This window comes from Delftia tsuruhatensis NBRC 16741 (assembly GCF_001571325.1).
GTDB classification, from domain to species: Bacteria; Pseudomonadota; Gammaproteobacteria; order Burkholderiales; family Burkholderiaceae_C; genus Comamonas; species Comamonas tsuruhatensis.
Genome location: NZ_BCTO01000013.1, coordinates 215,309 through 236,162, shown reverse-complemented (window position 1 = coordinate 236,162; position 20,854 = coordinate 215,309). Strand labels below are relative to the sequence as shown.

General features: G+C 66.2%; 19 protein-coding genes. All 19 read right to left on the bottom strand.

Going from position 1 to position 20,854, the window contains the following annotated elements:
- Positions 1–5 precede the first annotated feature (5 nt).
- The 19 genes from DTS01S_RS06350 to DTS01S_RS06260 all read right to left on the bottom strand — a co-directional run bounded on the left by DTS01S_RS06350 (position 6) and on the right by DTS01S_RS06260 (position 20,854).
- On the bottom strand, positions 6–1,382 hold the full coding sequence (locus DTS01S_RS06350; protein ID WP_016451293.1) for an adenylosuccinate synthase: 1,377 nt from the start codon (positions 1,380–1,382) through the stop codon (positions 6–8).
- 39 nt (positions 1,383–1,421) lie between these two features.
- Positions 1,422–2,570 carry an ATP phosphoribosyltransferase regulatory subunit gene (locus DTS01S_RS06345; RefSeq protein ID WP_016447551.1) on the bottom strand — a complete coding sequence of 383 codons (1,149 nt, stop codon included), beginning with the start codon at positions 2,568–2,570 and terminating at the stop codon, positions 1,422–1,424.
- A gap of 201 nt (positions 2,571–2,771) precedes the next feature.
- Complete coding sequence (gene hflC, locus DTS01S_RS06340; RefSeq protein ID WP_016447552.1) at positions 2,772–3,662, bottom strand: protease modulator HflC; 891 nt, start codon at positions 3,660–3,662, stop codon at positions 2,772–2,774.
- A gap of 12 nt (positions 3,663–3,674) precedes the next feature.
- On the bottom strand, positions 3,675–5,069 hold the full coding sequence (gene hflK, locus DTS01S_RS06335; RefSeq protein ID WP_061287454.1) for an FtsH protease activity modulator HflK: 1,395 nt from the start codon (positions 5,067–5,069) through the stop codon (positions 3,675–3,677).
- A 71-nt stretch (positions 5,070–5,140) separates the two neighbouring features.
- A complete protein-coding gene (gene hflX / locus DTS01S_RS06330; RefSeq protein WP_016447554.1) occupies positions 5,141–6,355 on the bottom strand; it encodes a GTPase HflX in 1,215 nt (404 codons plus the stop codon).
- 67 nt (positions 6,356–6,422) lie between these two features.
- Complete coding sequence (hfq, locus tag DTS01S_RS06325; protein ID WP_012206813.1) at positions 6,423–6,674, bottom strand: RNA chaperone Hfq; 252 nt, start codon at positions 6,672–6,674, stop codon at positions 6,423–6,425.
- Between the two features lie 102 nt (positions 6,675–6,776).
- The gene (gene der, locus DTS01S_RS06320; RefSeq protein ID WP_016447555.1) at positions 6,777–8,123 is read right to left on the bottom strand and encodes a ribosome biogenesis GTPase Der; all 1,347 of its coding nucleotides are present in this window, start codon (positions 8,121–8,123) and stop codon (positions 6,777–6,779) included.
- Between the two features lie 15 nt (positions 8,124–8,138).
- Positions 8,139–9,296, bottom strand: coding sequence for an outer membrane protein assembly factor BamB (gene bamB / locus DTS01S_RS06315; protein ID WP_016447556.1), 1,158 nt, complete (start codon positions 9,294–9,296; stop codon positions 8,139–8,141).
- A 20-nt stretch (positions 9,297–9,316) separates the two neighbouring features.
- A complete protein-coding gene (locus tag DTS01S_RS06310) occupies positions 9,317–10,000 on the bottom strand; it encodes a YfgM family protein (RefSeq protein WP_016447557.1) in 684 nt (227 codons plus the stop codon).
- A 70-nt stretch (positions 10,001–10,070) separates the two neighbouring features.
- Positions 10,071–11,330, bottom strand: coding sequence for a histidine--tRNA ligase (hisS, locus tag DTS01S_RS06305; protein WP_212646543.1), 1,260 nt, complete (start codon positions 11,328–11,330; stop codon positions 10,071–10,073).
- Between the two features lie 184 nt (positions 11,331–11,514).
- Positions 11,515–12,798 carry a flavodoxin-dependent (E)-4-hydroxy-3-methylbut-2-enyl-diphosphate synthase gene (gene ispG, locus DTS01S_RS06300; protein ID WP_026062068.1) on the bottom strand — a complete coding sequence of 428 codons (1,284 nt, stop codon included), beginning with the start codon at positions 12,796–12,798 and terminating at the stop codon, positions 11,515–11,517.
- Between the two features lie 2 nt (positions 12,799–12,800).
- Positions 12,801–13,778 (bottom strand): RodZ domain-containing protein, encoded by a 978-nt coding sequence (locus DTS01S_RS06295; RefSeq protein ID WP_017404145.1) that lies wholly within the window; start codon positions 13,776–13,778, stop codon positions 12,801–12,803.
- Positions 13,771–14,631 carry a type IV pilus biogenesis/stability protein PilW gene (pilW, locus tag DTS01S_RS06290; RefSeq protein ID WP_174538864.1) on the bottom strand — a complete coding sequence of 287 codons (861 nt, stop codon included), beginning with the start codon at positions 14,629–14,631 and terminating at the stop codon, positions 13,771–13,773. Before pilW ends, DTS01S_RS06295 begins: the two co-directional genes overlap by 8 nt.
- A gap of 28 nt (positions 14,632–14,659) precedes the next feature.
- Positions 14,660–15,784: a 23S rRNA (adenine(2503)-C(2))-methyltransferase RlmN gene (gene rlmN, locus DTS01S_RS06285; protein WP_017404144.1), complete on the bottom strand. Its 1,125-nt coding sequence runs from the start codon at positions 15,782–15,784 to the stop codon at positions 14,660–14,662.
- Between the two features lie 92 nt (positions 15,785–15,876).
- The gene (ndk, locus tag DTS01S_RS06280; RefSeq protein WP_016447563.1) at positions 15,877–16,302 is read right to left on the bottom strand and encodes a nucleoside-diphosphate kinase; all 426 of its coding nucleotides are present in this window, start codon (positions 16,300–16,302) and stop codon (positions 15,877–15,879) included.
- 124 nt (positions 16,303–16,426) lie between these two features.
- Positions 16,427–17,824 carry a pseudouridine synthase gene (locus tag DTS01S_RS06275; protein WP_061287453.1) on the bottom strand — a complete coding sequence of 466 codons (1,398 nt, stop codon included), beginning with the start codon at positions 17,822–17,824 and terminating at the stop codon, positions 16,427–16,429.
- Positions 17,821–18,738 carry an SMC-Scp complex subunit ScpB gene (gene scpB / locus DTS01S_RS06270; protein WP_061287452.1) on the bottom strand — a complete coding sequence of 306 codons (918 nt, stop codon included), beginning with the start codon at positions 18,736–18,738 and terminating at the stop codon, positions 17,821–17,823. Before scpB ends, DTS01S_RS06275 begins: the two co-directional genes overlap by 4 nt.
- Positions 18,739–18,848: 110 nt before the next feature.
- On the bottom strand, positions 18,849–19,937 hold the full coding sequence (locus DTS01S_RS06265) for an RluA family pseudouridine synthase (RefSeq protein WP_016447566.1): 1,089 nt from the start codon (positions 19,935–19,937) through the stop codon (positions 18,849–18,851).
- The gene (locus tag DTS01S_RS06260) at positions 19,937–20,854 is read right to left on the bottom strand and encodes a peptidoglycan DD-metalloendopeptidase family protein (RefSeq protein ID WP_046984217.1); all 918 of its coding nucleotides are present in this window, start codon (positions 20,852–20,854) and stop codon (positions 19,937–19,939) included. The genes DTS01S_RS06265 and DTS01S_RS06260 overlap by 1 nt, the downstream gene beginning before the upstream one ends.

Below are 20,854 nucleotides of genomic sequence, written 5' to 3'. Positions count from 1 at the left end.
GCAGTTCACTGGGCGGCGTAGGGGTTTTGCATCAGGATGGTGTGATCCCGGTCGGGGCTGGTCGAAACCATGGCGATGGGCACGCCCGTCACTTCCTCGATGCGCTCCAGATAGCGGCGGGCATTGGCCGGCAGCTTGTCGTAGTCGGTCACGCCCACGGTGGAATCGGTCCAGCCGGGGATGGATTCATAGATGGGCTTGCAGCGGGCGATCTCGTCGGCGCCCATGGGCAGCAGGTCGATCTTTTCGCCATCCAGCTCGTAGCCCACGCACAGCAGCAGTTCCTGCAGGCCGTCGAGCACGTCGAGCTTGGTGATGCACAGGCCCGACAGGCCGTTGACCTGGGCGCTGCGCTTGAGCAGCGCGGCGTCGAACCAGCCGCAGCGGCGCGAGCGGCCGGTGGTCACACCCTTTTCGGCGCCCACGGTGCTCATGTGCCAGCCTGGCGTGCCTTCCTTTTCCCAATCCAGTTCGGTGGGGAAAGGACCGCCGCCCACGCGGGTGCAGTAGGCCTTGGTGATGCCCAGGATGTAGTGCAGCATGCCGGGGCCCACGCCGGAACCGGCAGCCGCATTGCCGGCGACGCAGTTGGACGAGGTGACATAGGGATAGGTGCCGTGGTCCACGTCCAGCAGCGTGCCCTGCGCGCCTTCGAACAGCAGGTTGGCGCCTTCGGCGTGCGCGGCGTTCAGCTCGCGCGAGACGTCGGCCATCATGGGCAAAAGCTGCTCGGCATGGCGCATGGCTTCTTCGTACACGGCGTCGAACTGGACTTCGCCATCCTTGATGTACGGCTTGAGCGCGTCACCGAAGGTGAAGTTCTTCGAGCCCAGCACGTTGACCAGGATGTGGTTGTGCAGGGCCAGCAGTTCGCGCAGCTTGGTGGCGAAGCGCTCGGGGTACTTGAGATCCTGCACGCGCAGTGCGCGGCGGGCAATCTTGTCTTCGTAGGCGGGACCGATGCCACGGCCGGTGGTGCCGATCTTCTCGGTGCCGCCCTGCTCGCGCGCCGCTTCGCGCGCCACGTCCAGCGCCGAGTGGAAAGGCAGGATCAGCGGGCAGGCTTCGGACACGCGCAGGCGGTCGCGCACTTGCACGCCGGCCTTCTCCAGGCCTTCGATTTCCTCGAACAGCTTGGCGGCCGACAGCACCACGCCGTTGCCGATATAGCACTTCACGCCGGGGCGCATGATGCCGCTGGGAATCAGGTGCAGCGCGGTCTTCACACCATTGATGACCAGCGTGTGGCCCGCATTGTGGCCACCCTGGAAGCGGACCACGCCCTGGGCGCTTTCGGTCAGCCAGTCCACCAGCTTGCCCTTGCCTTCGTCACCCCACTGGGTGCCGACCACGACCACGTTGCGACCTTTGGTAGCTTTCATATTCAAATCCGATGAAATCCGAAGAAATTGACAAATGCGTCAGATGGCTTGCACGGCCCACTGCCCGGCAACCTGCACGAGCTCACGGTCGCAGTGGAACTCGTCCACTTCGCTTTCATGGCCTGGCAGCACGCAGACCACGGTCTCGCCCTGCCGGCGCAATGCCGCGATGGCGGCTGCCACCTGGGGATCGTCGCCCCAGGGCGCACGGATGGCAGCCTTGAGCGGGCGCTCGGGCACAACGGCCACGAGCTGCTTGATGTCCAGGCTGAAGCCGGCGGCGGGCCGGTTGCGGCCGAAGACCGCGCCCACCTCGTCATAACGGCCGCCGCGCACCAGCGCGTCGCTGGCACCCGGAACATAGATGGCGAAGCGCGTGCCGCTGTAGTAGGCATAGCCGCGCAGATCGGCCAGATCAAAGCTCACGTTCACGCCTTCCAGGCGCTGGGCCAGCCAGCGCAGCTGGTCCAGCAGAGGCTGCACGCCTGCCGTGCGCGCCAGCAGCTTCTCGGCGCGGTCCAGCACCTCGATGCCGCCGTACAGCTGCAGCAAGGCCATCAGGCCTTCGCGCGAGGCGACGGGGAAGTCCCGGGTGAGGCGCTCGAGTTCGCTCGCATCCTTGGCGGCCAGCGCGGCATGCACGCCGCGCAGCACCTGCATGTCCACCATCACGCCAGCCAGCAGGCTGCGCACGATGCGCACATCGGCCAGATCGACGTTGATGTCGGTGACGCCTGCGCTGCGCAGGCAGTCCAGCGCCAGGTGCAGTGCCTCCAGGTCGGCTTCCATGCCCTGGTGGCCGTAGATTTCGGCACCGAACTGCAGCGGCTCACGCGTGGCGCGGGGACGATCAGGGCGGGCATGGACGACGGGGCCGCAGTAGCACAGGCGCGTGAGGCCCTTGCGGTTGAGCAGATGGGCGTCGATGCGAGCCACCTGCTGCGTGGTATCGGCACGCAGGCCCATGGTGCGGCCCGTCAGCTGGTCGATGAGCTTGCAGGTCTGCAGGTCCAGCGCCTCCCCTGTGCCGGTGAGCAGGGATTCGAGGTACTCCAGCATGGGCGGCATGACCAGTTCATAGCCATAGCCACGTGCGGTATCGAGCAGGCCTCGACGCAATTCTTCGATGTGCCGGGCCTCGGAAGGCAAGACATCGGCGATGTGATCCGGCAGGACCCAAGCAGACATGGAAAAAGGGGGAGGCTGTTAAAAACGTGATTCTACCGGCTGTTGCGGGCCAGCCCAAATTGGGGGTGTCCCAAGGCCCGCGAGGAGCGTTCGGTATTCCGAATCGATTCGGTGTGCGGGCGCCAGCGGCAGCGCAAGAAAAAACGGCGCCCCAACAGGGGCGCCGTGCATGGGCCGGGCGGCGTTGCCGCTCAGGCGTTCTTACTTTCCAGAGCTGCCGCCGTTGCGGTAGGCCTTGAAGAAGTCGGTCTGCGAAGGATCGAGCACAAGCACGTCGCTCTTCTTGGCAAAGCTGGACTTGTAGGCCTCCAGGCTGCGGTAGAACTGCGCGAACTGCGGGTCCTTGCCAAAGGCGTCGGCATAGGTGCGGGCGGCTTCCGCATCGCCCTCGCCCTTGAGCTTCTGGGCATCGCGGTAGGCGTTGGCGATGGTGATCTCGCGCTGGCGATCGGCCTCGGCGCGGATCTTCTCGCCTTCGGCGGCGCCGGTGGAGCGCAGCTCGTTGGCCACGCGCTTGCGTTCGGCCTCCATGCGGCGATAGACCGATTCCGTGATGGTCTCGGCATAGTCCACGCGCGTGATGCGCACATCGACCACGTCCACGCCCCAGGGCTTGGCGCCGCGCACGGTCTCCAGCACTTCGCGCTTGACGTCGTTCATCAGCGCGTCGCGCTTGCTGGACAGAAGCTCGCGCACGGTGCGGCGGTTGATTTCCTCCTGGAAGGCGTTGCGCACCACGCGGTTGAGCTGCATGGCACCGGCCGATTCATCCAGGCCCACGTTGCGGATGTACTCCGACGGATCGGAGATGCGCCAGCGCACGTACCAGTCGATGACCACGCGCTGCTTTTCGGCAGTGAGCATGGGCTCGGTGTCGGTGCTGTCCAGCGTGAGCAGGCGCTTGTCGATGTAGCGCACGTTCTGGAACGGCGGCGGCATCTTGATGTTCAGGCCCGGCTCGGTGATCACTTCCTTGATCTGACCCAGGGCATAGACCACGCCGAACTGGCGTTGATCGACGACGAACAGCATGGAGCTGAGCAGCGCCAGCGCCAGAAGAATGCTGGTGATGAAAAATCCAACTCGGTTCACTTGGGCTGCTCCTCAGCGTGCTTCGCGGTCACGGCTGCGACTGCTGTCGCGGCTGCGCGCATCGTTCGAAAGGCCGGGAATGGCGGCAGGCGCAGGCGCCTGGGTGCCGGGGGCAGCCGAGCCATCGGCTGCCGGCACATTGCCGCTCACGCCTTGCATGATCTTGTCCAGCGGCAGGTACAGCAGGTTGGAGCCCTGGCGCGATTCCACCAGCACCTTGGTCACGTTGCCGTAGATCTGCTGCATGGTTTCCAGATACATGCGGTCGCGCGTGACCTGGGGCGCCTTCTGGTACTCGGTGAACACCGAGCTGAAGCGCTGCGCATCACCCTGGGCCTGGGCCACGATGCGGGCCTTGTAGCCATTGGCCTCTTCCAGCAGACGTGCCGCCGAGCCGGCTGCGCGGGGCACCACGTCGTTGGCATAGGCCTGGGCCTCGTTCTTGGCGCGCTCGCGCTCCTGGCCGGCACGCAGCACGTCGTCGAAGGCGGCCTGCACCTGCTCGGGCGGACGCACGCCGCCTTGCTGCAGGTTGATGCCCACGACTTCCACGCCCACCTTGTAGCGGTCCAGGATGGTCTGCATCAGGTCGCGCACGCGCGGCGCGATCTGGTCGCGCTCCTCGGCCAGCGCCGTGTCCATCTTCATCTTGCCGACGACTTCGCGCACGGCGGTCTCGGCGGCCTGGACCACGGCCTCGGACGGGTTCTTGCTCTCGAACAGCCAGGCACGCGCGTCGCTCAGACGGTACTGGACGGCGAACTTGATCTCGACGATGTTCTCGTCCTCGGTGAGCATGGCCGACTCGCGCAGGCCCGTGCTCTTGATGATGGTGTCGCGCCCCACGTCGGCCGAGCGGATCTGCGTCACGAACACCAGTTCATGGCGCTGGATCGGGTACGGCAGGCGCCAGTTGATGCCGGCACCCACCGTGCTCTTGTACTTGCCGAACTGGGTGATGACGGCCTGCTGGCCTTCCTGGACGATGAAGATGCCCGTGCCCATCCAGATGATGAAGGCAATGCCGGCAATCAGGCCCACGCCCATGCCGGCACTGCGCATGTCCGGCGGCTGGCTGCCACCGCCATTGCGCACGGGCGGCTGCCCGCGGCCACCGCCCGGCTTGCCGCCGAACAGGCCCGAAAGCTTGCGGTTGAGGTCACGCCACAGCTCGTCCAGATCCGGCGGCTGGCCACCCCCACCCGAGGAGGGACGGTTGTCACGGCTGTCGCGGTTGTCGCGTGCGGGTTCCGCAGGCGGCGGCGCAGCGGGACGGTCGGCATCGGGGCGCGAGGCATCGTCGTTCTTGTCGTCGCCACGTCCCCAGCGCGGATCATTCAGGTTGAACATCCCGCGAAGGCGCTGCGGCAGCATCGCCCAGCGATGGGCGCGTTGTGAAAGATTCATGCGAGAAGTCTCGGTTTCTTCGGTAAAGACAGGGACCCAATCGGCATTTTGCCCAATCAGGGCGCTAGCCCCTAGTATTCGGCGTCCTGCCCAGGGGGCATCGCGCCATCCACCTCCCCCTCGCCCCGCTCTTCACCACCATGCGCTTCAGCGTATTCCGCTTCTGCGCGCAGTGCGTGGTCGGCCAGCAGCTGCCGCAGCTGCGGCAGCCCCTCACCGGAGCGGGCGCTGACAAACACCCGTGAAACAGGTAGCCCGTCAAGCTCGTACTGGTCCTGCAACTGCGCTGGAAGCCGCTCTTCATCGACGGCATCGAGCTTGTTGAAAACCAGTACCAGAGGCACCTCCTGGGCACCGATTTCCTTCAGAACTTTCTGGACTTGTTGGATTTGTTCCGGGAAGTTCGGATTGGAGGCGTCAACCACATGCAGCAGAAGATCGGCATCGATCGCCTCCTGCAACGTGGCCTGGAATGCATCGACCAGCCCGTGCGGCAGGTCGCGGATGAAGCCCACGGTGTCCGACAGGGACACCGATTGCCGGGCCTCGTTCAAATACAGCTGGCGCGTGGTCGTGTCCAGCGTGGCGAACAACTGGTCGGCCGCATAGGCCCGCGCCTTCACCAGCGCGTTGAACAGCGTGGATTTGCCGGCATTGGTGTAGCCGACCAGCGAGATGTTGAAGATGCCATGGCGCTCGCGCCGGCGGCGCTGCGTGGCGCGTTGCTTCTTGACCTTCAGCAGCCGTTCCTTGGTACGCTTGATCGATTCGTCGATCATGCGGCGATCCAGCTCGATCTGCTTTTCGCCAGGGCCGCCGCGCCCGCCGATGCCGCCCATCTGGCGCTCCAGGTGGGTCCAGCGGCGCACGAGGCGCGTGGCCACGTATTGCAGGCGCGCCAGCTCCACCTGCAGCTTGCCTTCATGGCTGCGGGCGCGCTGGGCGAAGATCTCCAGGATCAACAGGGTGCGGTCGTTGACCGGCATCTGCAGATGGCGCTCCAGATTGCGCTGCTGGGCCGGGCTCAGGGCCTGGTCGAACAGCACTTCCTGGGCCCCGTGCATCTGGGCGAGCATGCGGATTTCGTCGGCCTTGCCGCTGCCCACGAACAGCGCCGCATCGGGCACCTTGCGCTTGCAGGTCAGGCGTGCAACGGGACGCAGGCCGGCCGTGCCGGCCAGCAGGCCCAGCTCTTCCAACTCGCCATCGAAATGGGGAAAGCCGAAATCCACGCCCACCAGCAGCACTGGCGTTGGCGTGGACCGGTCAAAAGATTCAGAACTCAAGAAAAACCTCTCCCGAAGGGTGAGGAAGCTCCCCGGCTGTGCGGGGAGGCATCAGGGCGCAGCGAGCTCAAGCGCTGGCGTCGCTGCCGGCAGCTTCGGCCGTGGAGAAGTTCACGGCGCGGCCGGGAACAATGGTGGAGATGGCGTGCTTGTAAACCATCTGGGTGACGGTGTTGCGAAGCAGAACCACGTACTGGTCGAAGGATTCGATCTGGCCTTGCAGCTTGATGCCGTTGACGAGGTAGATGGACACCGGCACATGTTCGCGGCGCAGCGCGTTCAGGAACGGGTCTTGGAGGAGTTGGCCTTTGTTGCTCACGATATTCTCCGTGTTCGAAGAGTGTTGTTGTAAACCGACACCTTACCACAGTGTTTTGGGCCCCCTGTCTGCACAAGGGTTTTCCCCAAATTCCGTGGCTTGTTATTTGTCCTTGTCGGCGAAAGGATTATGAGAGGTTTTCAACTCGATCCGCAACGGCGTGCCGACCAAATTGAATTCCTTTCGGAACCGCCCCTCGAGGAAGCGCTTGTAGGCCTCCGTCACATGCTCGAGCGAATTGCCGTGTATGACGATAACCGGCGGGTTCATGCCACCCTGGTGCGCGTAACGCATCTTGGGTCGGTAGATGCCAGTCTTCTTGGGCGTCTGGAACTGCACGGCTTCCATCAGCAGGCGCGTGAGCACCGGCGTGGGCATCTTGCAGGTGGCTGCCTTGTGCGCCTGGATGATGGAGTTCCACAGCGGACCCAGGCCCTGGCGCTTCTCGGCCGAGATGAAGTGCATGGGAGCGAACTTCAGGAAGGACAGGCGCGTCTCGATCGAGCGCTCCAGCATCTGGCGCTGGTAGTCGTCCACCGCATCCCATTTGTTCACGGCCAGCACCACGGCGCGGCCGCTTTCCAGCACGTAGCCGGCAATGTGCGCATCCTGATCGGTCACGCCCTGCGTGGCATCGATGAGCAGCAGCACGACGTTGGCGCTCTCGATGGCCTGCAGCGTCTTGACGACGGAGAACTTCTCGATGGCCTCGAACACCCGCCCCTTGCGGCGCAGGCCTGCCGTGTCGATGAGTTCGAACTTCTGGCCGGCGCGCTCGAAGGGCACGGAGATGGCATCGCGCGTGGTGCCCGGCATGTCGAAGGCGACCAGTCGCTCCTCGCCCAGCCAGGTGTTGATCAGCGTGGACTTGCCGACGTTGGGGCGACCGGCCACGGTGAGGCGGATGGGCTTCTGGGCCACATCGTCGAAGGGGTCGTCTTCCTCGGGTTCGGGCAGGTTGAGCTGGCCCAGGGCCAGGTCGACCAGGCCGCGCACACCCTGTCCGTGCGCGGCGGAAACCGGCAGCACTTCGCCCAGGCCCAGTTCGTAGAACTCGGTCAGCTGCACGCCTTCCTTCATGCCCTCGGCCTTGTTGGCCACGAGCACGCAGGGCTTGCCCAGACGGCGCAGGTACTTGGCGATGTCATGGTCCTGGGCAGACATGCCCAGGCGCGCATCGACGACGAAGACCACGACGTCGGCCTCGGCCACGGCCTGCTGCGTCTGGCGCGCCATCTCCTTGAAGATGCCGCTGGATGCATCAGGCTCGAAGCCGCCGGTGTCGATCACGATGTATTCGTGCTTGCCCTGGCGGCCCTGTCCATAGTGGCGGTCACGCGTGAGGCCCGCGAAATCCGCGACGATTGCATCCCTCGACTTGGTCAGCCGATTGAACAGCGTCGATTTGCCCACATTGGGTCGCCCTACCAGGGCAATAACTGGCTTCATTCCCGAAAATACCTATCAATCCGGCCGGAAGCCGTACACAGTTCCGCTGCGGCTTACCACCACCAGCGTATTGGCAGCCGATACCGGGGGCGAGGCCACACCGGAGTCGTCCGTCTTCAATCGTGCCAGCGCCTGTCCGTCCGTCTTGGACAGCAGGTGCACCACACCATAGTCATCACCAAACACCACCGAACGGCCCAGCATCAACGGCGCCGTCAGGCGGCGGTGCTGCAACTGGTCGATGGACCACACGCGCGAGCCGTCGCCGCGGCGCCAGGCCTGGACGGTGCCATTGCTTTCGGCGCCGAACACGGTCTCGCCATCGCCGTCGATGCCGTCGGCACCCTTGGACGGCTGGGTCCAGCGCACCGATGCATTTTGCGTATCCACACAGCCCACGGCAGCCTGGAAGGCGCGCGCGCAGACGCTGTCGCCGACACGGCTGACGCGGCCGACGAGGTCCACCAGGCGCTCCACGTCATTGGTGCCGCGCGGGCTGGCCAGCGGGGCCTCCCAGCGCACGGCACCTGTGTCGGGATCGATGCCCACCATGCGGCCCGACAGGCCGGCCACCAGGGTGTTGCCCACGGCGATCAGAACGCCGGGCTGGCGCAGCACCAGGGGCTCGCCCGGGCGCTGCGCGGTCCACAGCTTGCGGCCGTTGGCGGCATCGAATGCGGCCAGCGAGCGGTCGGCCGCCAGCACGAAGACGCGGCCGCCCGCCACCAGCGGCGGCGTGTAGGCGGCTGCGGGCAGCGGCTGCTTCCACAGCTGCTTGCCTTGCGAGTAGACGATGACCTGGTTGCTGCGCGTGAGCACGGCCTGGCGCTGGGCGTCGCCACCCACGCCGGCAGTCAGCGGCTCGCCAACGGTGAAGCGCGACAGCTGGCTGCCATTGCGCGCATCGAGGGCCGTGACGCTGCCGTCCTTGGCCGCGATCAGCAGCGTGTCACCCTGCACATGGATGTCGGTGGCCAGCGGCACTTCGGCGCCCAGCTTGGCCGTCCAGGCCTGGTGCACTGCCAGCAGGCCGGGGTTGGCCCCCAGTTCCTTGGGCTTGGGCTTGGTGTCGCTGCTGAACCACGAGGAGACCGTGGAGCAGCCGCCCAGGGCACCGGCCAGCAGGCCCAGAGCCATCCAGCGCGCAACGCCACGCGGGCGCGAGATTGCCATCAGTTGATCTGCCGAAGTTTTCAAGGTTGCTTCTCCGAGGTCGAAGTCTTGGCCTGTGCCAGCACGGTGGGCGTGGCGCCCAGGGCGTTGAGCTTGAATTCGATCAGGCGTCCGTAGTCCACGCCCTTGTCCAGGAGCGCATGGGCGCGCTGGTAGGCGTCGATGGCCTCGGCCGTCTTGCCCTGGGCCGCAAGAATGTCGCCGCGGCGGTCGGCCACGATGCCGGCGAAGGATTCGGGCATGCTGCCATCCAGCGCCTTCAGGGCTTCGTCGTACTGCTTTTGCTGCTCCAGCACGGCGCTCAGGCGCAGCTTGGCCAGGGCCTTGTAGCCTTCGTCGCCCTTGTCGGCCACCCAGGTCAGGGCTGCCTTGGCATCATCGAGCCTGCCTTCGTCCACTGCGGCCTTGGCCAGCAGCAGGCCGGCCTGGGCTGCCTGCGTGGTGCCGGCGTACTTGTCCTTGAGATCGGCAAAGGCCTGGCCGGCGCGCGCCGCATCCTTGCCTGACAGCGCCACATCGACGGCATGCGCCAGAGCGGCAGCCTGGGTGGCCTGGCGCTTTTCCCAGTACTGGTAGCCATTCCAGCCGGCAAAGCCGACAAAGATGACCACAAGCACACCCGTGATCAACGTGCCCCAGGTATTCCAGAAATGCTTGAGCTGCTCTATCTGCTCTTGTTCTTCGAGATCGAAATGGTTTGCCATGAATCGCCTGTGTCGCCTTGTGTATGGAGGACGCCGCTGGAGCGGTGGCCTGGAAAGCTGCGGATGACGGTCAAACCGCCGATTGTAGGGTGGCAGCCCATTGGGCCGCATCGGCCAGGGCTTGCTGCACCTGCTGGCCCGTGCCGTCGCGCAGCGACTTGACGGTGACCAGGCCCTGCTGCAGCTCGTCGGAGCCGAAGATCAATGCGAAATGCGCGCCACTGGCGTCGGCCTTCTTGAACTGCGACTTCATGCTGCCCAGGCCTTCGGCGCTGGCCGCATGCATCTGCACGCGCACGCCGGCCTCGCGCAGTTGCTGCAGGGTGCGCAGGGCCACGGGCATGGCCGACACGTCGGGAACGATGGCGTAGGCATGCAGCGTGGGCGCGGGGATGTCGGCGCCCAGCTCCTTGACGAGCTCCAGCACGCGCTCCACCCCCAGCGCCCAGCCCACGGCCGGCGCGCTCTTGCCGCCCACCTGCTCGATCAGGTAGTCGTAGCGGCCGCCGGCGCAGATGGTGCCCTGCGCGCCCAGCATGTCGGTGATGAACTCGAACACCGTGAGGTTGTAGTAGTCCAGGCCGCGCACCAGGCGCGGATTCACGGTCCAGGGCACGCCATTGGCGTCCAGGATGGCCTTGAGTCCGTCGAAGTGGGCCAGCGAGCCCTCGCCCAGGAAGTCCAGCAGGCGCGGCGCCCCGTTGACCATGGCCTGCATGGCGGGATTCTTGGTGTCCAGCACGCGCAGCGGGTTGCTGTACATGCGGCGCCTGGCCTCTTCGTCCATCACGTCCTGGTGCTGCTCCAGGTAGGCGATCAGGGCCTGGCGGTGGGCCTGGCGCTCCTCGGGCTGGCCCAGGCTGTTGATTTCCAGGCGCCACTGCGTCAGGCCCAGCTGCTTCCACAGGGAGACGGCCAGCAAAATGAGCTCGGCATCGACATCGGGGCCGGCAAAGCCCAGGGCCTCGGCACCGATCTGGTGGAACTGGCGGTAGCGGCCGCGCTGCGGGCGCTCGTGGCGGAACATGGGCCCCATGTACCACATGCGCTTGCCGCCGTCGTACAGCAGGTTGTTTTCGATGGTGGCGCGCACCAGGCTCGCCGTGCCTTCTGGGCGCAGCGTCAGGCGCTCGCCATTGAGCTTGTCCTCGAAGGAGTACATCTCCTTTTCGACGATGTCCGTCACCTCGCCGATGCCGCGCACGAACAGTTGCGTGTGCTCGACGATGGGCGTGCGCACGTTGCGGTAGGCAAAGCGCGCCATCAGCTCGCGCACCTGCGCCTCCAGCCATTCCCAGCGAGCGGACTCGGCGGGAAGAATGTCGTTCATGCCTTTGACGGCGGAGAGTTTTTCGGGTTTGGCCACGTTGTTCTCGTTCGATGAATGCTCGGAAACAGAAGCGGACCCCGCCTTTTGCGCTCCATGCCCCCACGCGCATTCCGCGTGAGACCCCATGAAACAAAGCGTGGTGTGCTATCTATTTTGCAATAACTGCAATGCCTGGCGCAGCCGCTCAGGCGGGTGCGGCAGCGGTGGCGCCATAGGTGCGCGCCACATAGTCTTCGACCAGGGTCTGGAATTCCTCGGCAATGCGCTCGCCGCGCAGCGTCAACGCCTTCTCGCCGTCAATGTAGACGGGGGCAGCGGGCGCCTCGCCCGTCCCGGGCAGGCTGATGCCGATGTTGGCGTGCTTGCTCTCGCCAGGGCCGTTGACGATGCAGCCCATCACGGCCACCTTCATGGCCTCGACGCCGGGGTACTTCATGCGCCACAGCGGCATCTGGCCGCGCAGGTAGTCGTCGATGCGCTTGGCCAGCTCCTGGAAGGTGGTGCTGGTGGTGCGGCCGCAGCCAGGGCAGGCCGTGACGCTGGGCACGAAAACGCGCAGGCCCAGGGCCTGCAGGATTTCGGAGGCAACCACCACTTCCTGCGTGCGCGCCTCGCCGGGCTGGGGCGTGAGCGAGACGCGGATGGTGTCGCCAATGCCTTCCTGCAGCAGCACGGACAGCGCGGCGGCCGAGGCCACCGTGCCCTTGGTGCCCATGCCGGCCTCGGTCAGGCCCAAGTGCAGCGCATAGTCGCAGCGCTGCGCAAGGGCCCGGTAGACCGAGATCAGGTCCTGCACGCCGCTGACCTTGCACGACAGGATGATGTTGTCGCCGTTCAGCCCCATGGACTCGGCCAGGCGCGCGGAATCGACGGCCGAGGAGATCAGCGCCTCGAACATGACCTGGCGCGTATCCCAGGGCTGGGCGCGGCGCGAGTTCTCGTCCATCAGGCGCGCCATCAGCTCCTGGTCCAGCGAACCCCAGTTGACACCGATGCGCACGGCCTTGTCGTAGCGGGCTGCCGCCTCGATCATCTGGCCGAACTGCCTGTCCTTTTTCTCGCCCTTGCCGACGTTGCCGGGGTTGATGCGGTACTTGGACAGCGCCTCGGCACAGGCTGGGTATTCGGTGAGCAGGCGGTGGCCGTTGTAGTGGAAGTCGCCCACCAGAGGCACGTACTCGCCCATGCGGTCGAGCTGCTCGCGGATGTAGGGCACGGCAGCGGCTGCCTCGGGCGTGTTGACGGTGATGCGCACCATCTCCGAGCCGGCCTGGGCCAGCTGGCGCACCTGTATGGCCGTCTCGACCGCGTCCACCGTGTCGGTGTTGGTCATGGACTGCACGCGCACAGGCGCATCGCCGCCCACGGTGACGACATTGTTGCGCCAGACCACGCGGGCCTGGCGGGACTTGCGCGGCAGCGGCGAGGCAATCGCTATCGGCTGCTGCGTGGATAGGAAATCTTGCACGGTCACTTCACCTCAAAGCGGGCCACGTTGTCACGGGTGGTCTTGGCCACTTCCAGCAGTTCACCACGGACGCGCACTTCGGTGCCGCTGGCATTGCCGACGATGACAGACAGCGGCAGCGCACCTTCGGCGCCAACCGACTCACCTGCCGCCAGCGTCTTTTGCAGCACCACGCGGCCATTGGCATCCTTGACCTGCACCCACGATTGTGCGCTGGCCTTCATGACCAGCACGCCACCAGGCGTTTGCGCGGCCTGGGTTGCAGGAGTCGCCGCTGCGGCATCGGCGGGCACATCGCCAGGCACGCCGGCTGCGGGAGCCGCTGCTGCAGGCGCCTGGACGGCTGGCGTTGTTGCAGGCGCTGCAGGTGCAGGTGCTGCAGGCGCCGCCCCTTCGGAGGCTGGCGCCGTCACTGCGGGCGCCACAGGCTCCTGGGCAGCCACGGGCTCGGACACGGTTGCGGCCGGCGACACCAGGGCAGCGGCGTCGGAAGAGCCGGCCTGCGGCTCCTCGGCATCGCCTTCGTGCTTGGGCAGGAAGTACACGGCGGCGGCGGCCGCCAGCAGCAGCAGCACGATGATGGCGACCTTGCGCGAACCGTTTTCGCGGCCCAGCGGTGTTCCGGTGGCCTTGAAGGAGCGCTCCTTGAACGTGGCATTGATGCTGCCGCGATCATCGGCCAGGCTCTTGAGCTGGGTGCGCGGCAGCAGGGCCAGCACCGAGGCCGAGTCCACGCGCAGCGTGCGGCAGACGCTTTGTGCCAGGGCCCGCATGAAGACATGGTCCTGGAAGGCGGCATAGTCATCCGCCTCCAGGGCCTCCAGCTTGGGGGCCGGCACCTTGAGCGCCGCCGCCAGTCCGGCCAGCGACAGGCCTGCCGCCTCGCGCGCCTGGCGCAGCAGCGTGCCCGCCGTCATGGAAGTTTTGGCGTTCTCGCCTTGCGTACCTGCTTCGTCATGCACCGCCAACACCTCACTCATTGAATGCTCCACGCTCGTAGGCCAGCCATTGGCGGGACTCCGGGAAGCGCTGGTGCAGCTGGTCGGCCAGCTGCCGCATCGCTGCAGATTGCTGCAGCGCCCTCTCTATCTTGATGCCCAGCCACAGGCTTTCCGCGTTGGACTGGGGGCTGCTGTTGAGGCGGCGGATGTAGAACTGCGCCCTCTTGGCGTCGCCCCCCTGCAGCATCACATTGCTCAGGTGATAGGCTATCACCGGGTTGGCGGCATCGAGTTCATAGCCCTTGAGCAGCGCCTGCTGGGCCTCGACCAGCAGACCGGCCTGCTGCAGGCACAGCCCCTTGGCCATCCATGTCTTGGGACGCTCCAGGTAGCCGGGCTGGGCCAGTGCCTTGTCCAGCCATTCCTGGGCCTGCACATACTGCTTGCGCTGGCACAGCAGCCATCCGTAGTTGTGCTGCAGGTCACCGTCCTGGGGGCGCAGCGACATGGCCTTGCGCAGGCTGGCATCGGCCTGGTCCCAGTCCTGGTTGCGCATGTAGATCAGGGCCAGCAGTCCATAGCCATCGGCGGAACCGGGGTCGGAGGCCAGCGCCTGGTTTACCTCTTCCAGGGCCACATCGATGCGGCCGGCCTGGAAGTAGGAAGCCGCCAGCTCCAGGCGAATGGCCGCGCGGCGACGGGGATCGACCTCGGCGGCCGAGGCCATCGAGGCATTGGAGACGGACGAAGCATTGCCGGAGCCTGAATTCGCCGAAGGCACCAAAGGTTGCTTGCCGGCGCAACCGGCCAAGGCAAGGACCAGCACCGGCACTGCCCAGCGCATGCATCCACCGATACCCCCCGATCGCAGCCGCCGAGCCACTGACTTCATGAACTGTCCCTTTGTTCCGTAGGTCCTCTCAAGGCATCTGCTTGAGAACAATGGTGCGCTGCTTTGCCATGCGCTCGGCAGCGCGCGTGCGGTCCTTGACATCGCCAGCCAGCTGTCCGCAGGCTGCGTCGATGTCGTCGCCACGTGTCTTGCGCACCGTGGTCACAATGCCGGCATTGCTCAGCAGGCTGGCGAACTCCGTCACCCGCGCTGCAGGTGAACGCAGCAGGCCCGAGGCCGGGAAGGGGTTGAACGGAATCAGGTTGAACTTGCACCAGCTGCGGCCGTCGCCACGTGCGCGGACCAACTCTATCAGTTGGCGCGCATGCTCGGGCTGATCATTGACGCCATCGAGCATGCAATATTCGAACGTGATGAAATCGCGCGGCGCGAACTCCAGGTAGCGCTCGCAGGCATCGAGCAGCTCGTGGATGGGGTACTTGCGGTTCAGCGGCACCAGCGGGTCGCGCAGCTCGTCGTTGGGTGCATGCAGCGACACGGCCATGGCCACGGCGCAGTCCTGCGACAGCCTGTCGATCATCGGGACCACGCCCGAGGTGGACACGGTCACGCGGCGGCGCGAGAGGCCGTAGCCATGGTCATCCAGCATCACGCGCAGCGCCGGCACCAGGGCCGTGTAGTTCTGCAGCGGCTCGCCCATGCCCATCATCACCACGTTGGAGATGACGCGCTCGCCGCCCGTGCCCAGGCGCTTGCGCAGCGCATGCTCGGCATACCAGAGCTGGGCCAGGATCTCGCCCGTGCTGAGGTTGCGGCTGAAGCCCTGGTGACCCGTGGAGCAGAAGCGGCAGCCCACGGCACAGCCGGCCTGGGACGACACGCACAGCGTGCCCCGGTCATCTTCGGGAATGAAAACGGATTCGACGGCATTGCCGCCCCCCACGTCGAACAGCCACTTGACCGTTCCATCGGCAGACACATGCTCGGTCAGAACCGGCAGGGCCGTGATGTGGGCACGCGCCTTGAGCTTTTCGCGCAGGGACTTGGCCAGATCGCTCATCTGGTCGAAATCGCTGGCGCCTCGCTGGTGGATCCAGCGGAACAGCTGCGTTGCGCGGAAACGCTTCTCGCCGAGCTGTTCGCAATAAGCGGCCAGTCCGTCGAGATCAAAATCTAGCAAATTGGTATTCATGTCGGCAGGCCGGTGCCACGCCGCTCTCGGCTCTTCCGCGGCAGGCATGGCCTGCACCGGACAGACCATGACGGCCGCGGAAGACGCGGGGATCAGCGCGAGTAGACGTTCATGCCGGGGAAGAAGAATGCCACTTCCACGGCTGCAGTTTCAGCGGCGTCAGAGCCGTGCACGGCGTTGGCGTCGATGCTGTCGGCGAAGTCGGCGCGGATCGTGCCCTTCTCAGCCTTCTTGGGGTCGGTGGCGCCCATCAGTTCACGGTTCTTCAGGATGGCGTTCTCGCCTTCCAGGGCCTGGATCATCACGGGGCCGGAGATCATGAAGTCCACCAGGTCCTTGAAGAAGGGACGCTCCTTGTGGACGCCGTAGAACTGCTCGGCTTCGCCGCGCGACAGGTGCACCATCTTGGCGGCGATGACCTTCAGGCCGGCGGCCTCGAAGCGAGCGTAGATCTGGCCGATCACGTTCTTGGCAACGGCGTCGGGCTTAATGATGGAAAGAGTGCGTTCGATGGCCATTTGAATGGTTCCTAATCAGGGTTACTATGGATTTTTGTCAATTGGACAAAACCGTTGATTCTAGCTGTGCCATCAAAGTCCTTGATGACATGGTGCTGCCAAAGGGGAGGCTGACCGCCGTATTTCAGCGGCGCCCTCCCGGCTTGCGCTTGGCGTTCTGGCGTGCACGCGACAGGCTGTCGGAGCCGATGTAGCCCACCGATGTACGCATCGGATCGGGCTGCTGGCTGCCACCTGTCTTGCCACGCCCGCCTGCACCGCCCTGCCCTCTGCCCTGGCCGCCGTCCGCCTTGCCACCCTTGGCAGCGGGCTTGGCACGCGGGCCGTCCAGCATGGCATTGGGTGCCGGGCGATTGCCGTCGAAATAGCGGCCGCCGCCTTCGCGGCGAACGGTATTGCGGTCGGCCGGGCCACCACGGCGGCCTCCGGCCGGGGGCTTGGGTGCAGCAGGCGCACGCGCCTGCATGCCTGCCGCGGAGGCCAGGGACTGGATGTCGGCCTGGTCCAGCTCCACCCAGGCGCCGCGCTTGAGGCCGCGCGGAAGCACCATGGCGCCATAGCGGATGCGGATCAGCCGGCTCACGGCATGGCCCACCGCCTCGAACATGCGGCGCACTTCGCGGTTGCGGCCTTCGGAAATGGTCACGCGGTACCAGCAGTTGGCGCCTTCGCCGCCGCCATCCTCGATGGAGCCGAAGGCGGCCACGCCGTCTTCCAGCTGCACGCCATCGGTCAGGCGCTGCTTTTCTTCCTTGCTGAGCGCGCCCAGCACGCGGGCCGCGTACTCGCGCTCCAGGCCGAAGCGCGGGTGCATCAGGGAGTTGGCCAGCTCGCCCGAGCTGGTGAACAGCAGCAGGCCTTCGGTGTTCAGGTCCAGGCGGCCAACGGACTGCCATTTGCCATGCTGCAGGCGCGGCAGCTTGCGGAACACCGTGGGGCGGTTCTGGGGATCGTCGTGCGTGACGACTTCACCCACGGGCTTGTGGTAGGCGATGACACGCGCCGGCGGCGGATCGATGCGAAAGCGGATGGGCTGGCCGTTGACCTTGATCTGGTCGCCGAACTGGATGCGCTGGCCCACGTGGGCAGGCTCGTTGTTGACCGAGATGCGGCCTTCAAGAATGAGCTGCTCCATTTCAAGGCGCGATCCCAGCCCGGCCTGGGCCAGCACCTTGTGCAGCTTGGGCGAATCGACCTGGGGCAGCAGCACGCGCTTGGCAGGCGCGGCATCGTCGCGCTCTTCGGCGGCGTCGAGCTCGCCCGAGATGACGTCCGCAAAACCGTAGCCTTCGGCAGACCCTGAGTCGCTTGACTCTGATGCATCAGCCGTCACCAGCTCCTGCTCGGTGTCTTCGGCAGGCACCGCCTCGGCGGCCGGACGCGGCTTGCGCGCAGGCCTGGCGCCAGGCCGGGACTCGGCCTTGGGAGCGCGCGAGCGCGCGGGGCGGGCCTTGCGCTGTGCGCCAGCCTCGTCGGACGCCGGCTGGGCGTCCTGGTCCTTGGAGATATCACTACCCGTCATGGCTTTCCTTCTTCGGCCTGCAGTGCAGCGCCGTCCGTATCCGTTGTGTCTGTCGTATCCGCGGTGTCCGCTTTTTCCGCTGTGTCTGCGGTCTGCGCAGCTTCTGCGGCACTCGCGGCATCTGTCCCATCCGGTGTCTCAGGCTCGCCCGAGGGCGCCTCTGGCAAGAGAGCGGCAAGGGCGTTGTCCTCACCGTCCTCGACCAGCTCCGGCAGCTCCGTCTCATCGGCCTGCAACGGCACCTGATCCAGCAATTCCTCGCCCACGTCCTGCGCGCCGATGACTGGCGGCACTTCGTCGGGACCCCAGCCTTCGGTCGGCGGGGCGTCACCGGCTGGCGCACTCTCTTGCACCTCAGGCTCGCCCGACTCCTCCAGCGCCTTGAACAGGCTTTGCTGGGATTCGGGCTCCTCAAGCATGGGCAACTGGTCCAGCGACTGCAGGCCCAGGTCGTCCAGAAACTGGCGCGTGGTGGCAAACAAAGAGGGCCGGCCCACGGTTTCCCGGTGGCCAATCACCTCGATCCAGCCCCGGTCTTCCAGTTGCTTGATCAGCAGGCTGTTGACCGTCACACCGCGTATGTCCTCGATATCACCGCGCGTCACCGGTTGACGGTAGGCGATGATGGCCAGCGTCTCCAGGGTCGCACGGGTGTAGCGTGGCGGCTTTTCAGGATGCAGCCGGTCCAGGTACACCCGCATCTCGGGCCGGCTCTGGAAGCGCCACCCGGACGCCACCTGCACCAGCTCCACGCCCTTTTGCGCCCAGTCCTTCTGCAGGTCCAGCAGCAGGTCCTTCAGCGTGTCGGAGCCCAGCACGTCATCGAACAGCGAGCGCAGCTCACGCAGCGTGACAGGCTGCGGCGCGCAGATCAATGCAGTTTCCAGGACCCGCTTGGCATCTACCGTATTCATGGCTCAGCGTCTCGGGAACAAAGGCGCGCGTGCCACCAGGGGTGGCAGCCAGGGTGCGCCGAATCAAAGAAGAGGAAGCAAGCGCTCCACAGATGCCATGCGAGAGATGGTCAGAGGCTTTCGGCGGGATTGTAGCTCAGCCCCCAATTTTCCAGCGCCTGCGCCATGTCGGCGGGCAGCGGCGCATGCAGCACCAGGGCCTGGCCCGTCATGGGATGGGTGAAGGCCAGCCGGAAGGCGTGCAGGGCCTGGCGCGTCATGCCGCCAGCGTCCTTGCCGCCGTAGACGGCATCGGCCACCAGCGGATGACCCAGAGAGGCCATGTGCACGCGGATCTGGTGGGTGCGGCCCGTATGCAGCGTGCAGCGCACCAGGCTGACTTCGTCGTTGCCGGCCAGCAGGTCGATGTCGGTGCGCGCGGTCTTGCCCGCATGCTGGGCCAGGTCGACCACGGCCATGCGCAGGCGGTTGCGCGGATCGCGGCCGATGGGCGCATCGACCTCGCGGTGCTTGCGCGGGCCCCAGGCCTTGTGGGCCAGCGCCAGGTACTGCCGGCTGACATCGCGTGCGGCGATCATGGCCACCAGCGCATCCATGGCGGCGCGGCTGCGCGCCACGACCATGAGGCCGCTGGTGTCCTTGTCCAGGCGATGGACGATGCCGGCGCGCGGCACCTCGCGCGCCTTGGGGTCGCGCCCCAGCAGGCCGTTGAGCAGGGTTCCCGTCCAGTTGCCGGGCGCCGGGTGCACGACCAGGCCAGCCGGCTTGTTGACGACCAGCAGGTGCTCGTCCTCATGCACCACGTCCAGCGCCATGTCCTCGGGCTGGAAGGCCATGCTCTGCTGCGTGGGCCGCATCTCCAGCACCATGCGGTCGCCGGCCGCGACCTTGGCGGAAGGCTTGCCCAGCACACGCCCGTTGAGGGTGACCGCGCCCTGCGCAAGCAGCTGCTGCAGATAGCTGCGCGAGAACTCGGCCACGCATTCGGCCAGCACCTTGTCGGCGCGCAGGCCGTGCTGGGCGGGCGGCACGGTGATTTCGCGCAGCTCGGCGGCGGCGGCCTCGACCTCGCCACCTTCGGCGTCGGCCTCGTCCTGGTCCTGGTCCTCGACCGATTCCGGCAGCGGTTCGCCGGGCGCAGAAGAAACAAGCCCCTGCGGGGCAGGGGCTTGTCCGGTTTGCCTGGTGCTGCGGCTCATCAGCGCGAAGGTAGGTAGCGCGAAGGATCGACAGGCTTGCCCTGACGACGCACCTCGAAGTGCAGCTTCACGCGGTCGGCGTCGGTGCTGCCCATCTCGGCGATCTTCTGGCCCTTGCGCACGGTCTGGTCCTCCTTGACCAACAGCGTCTGGTTGTGCGCGTAGGCCGTGAGGTAGGTGTTGTTGTGCTTGAGGATGATCAGGTTGCCATAGCCACGCAGGCCGGCGCCGGCATAGACCACGCGGCCATCGGCAGCGGCCATCACGGGGTCGCCGGCCTTGCCTGCGATGTCATAGCCCTTGTTGCGCGCCTCGTCGAAGCCGGCAATCAGGCTACCCGAGGCAGGCCAGATGAAGTCCACATCGTCGGCTCCCTTGCCGGCTGCGGGTGCAGGAGCCGGTGCCGGGGTCGGCGCGGGTGCAGGCGTTGCGGTGGAGCTGCCAGACGATGCCGAGGATGCCACGGGCGGCAGCGGCGTTGCCACCACCGGCGAGCCGCTGGGCGTGGAAGAGGAGGACGAGGACGAGGACGACGACGAAGAACGTGTGCTGCCGCTGTCCGAACTCGCCATGGACGAGCTGGTCGGCGGCACGACGCGAACCACCTGACCGACTTCGATCAGGTTGGGGTTCTCCAGATTGTTCCAGCGCGCGATGTCCTTCCAGCTCTGGCCGGTCTCCAGGCCGATGCGGATCAGCGTGTCACCAGGCTTGATGGTGTAGTAGCCGGGCTTGCCGGCGTTCTCGACGCCGGGCAGCGGCTTGACGGCCGCCGATGGCGAGGAAGAGGTGGAAGTGGAGGTGGATGTTCCGCGGTCCTCCACGGGAGCCCTGTTCACTTGGGATGTGCAGCCTGCCAGAACCATGCCGGCCAGCACCACCGTTCCCCAAGCCCCAAGACTTCGCGATACCAACAT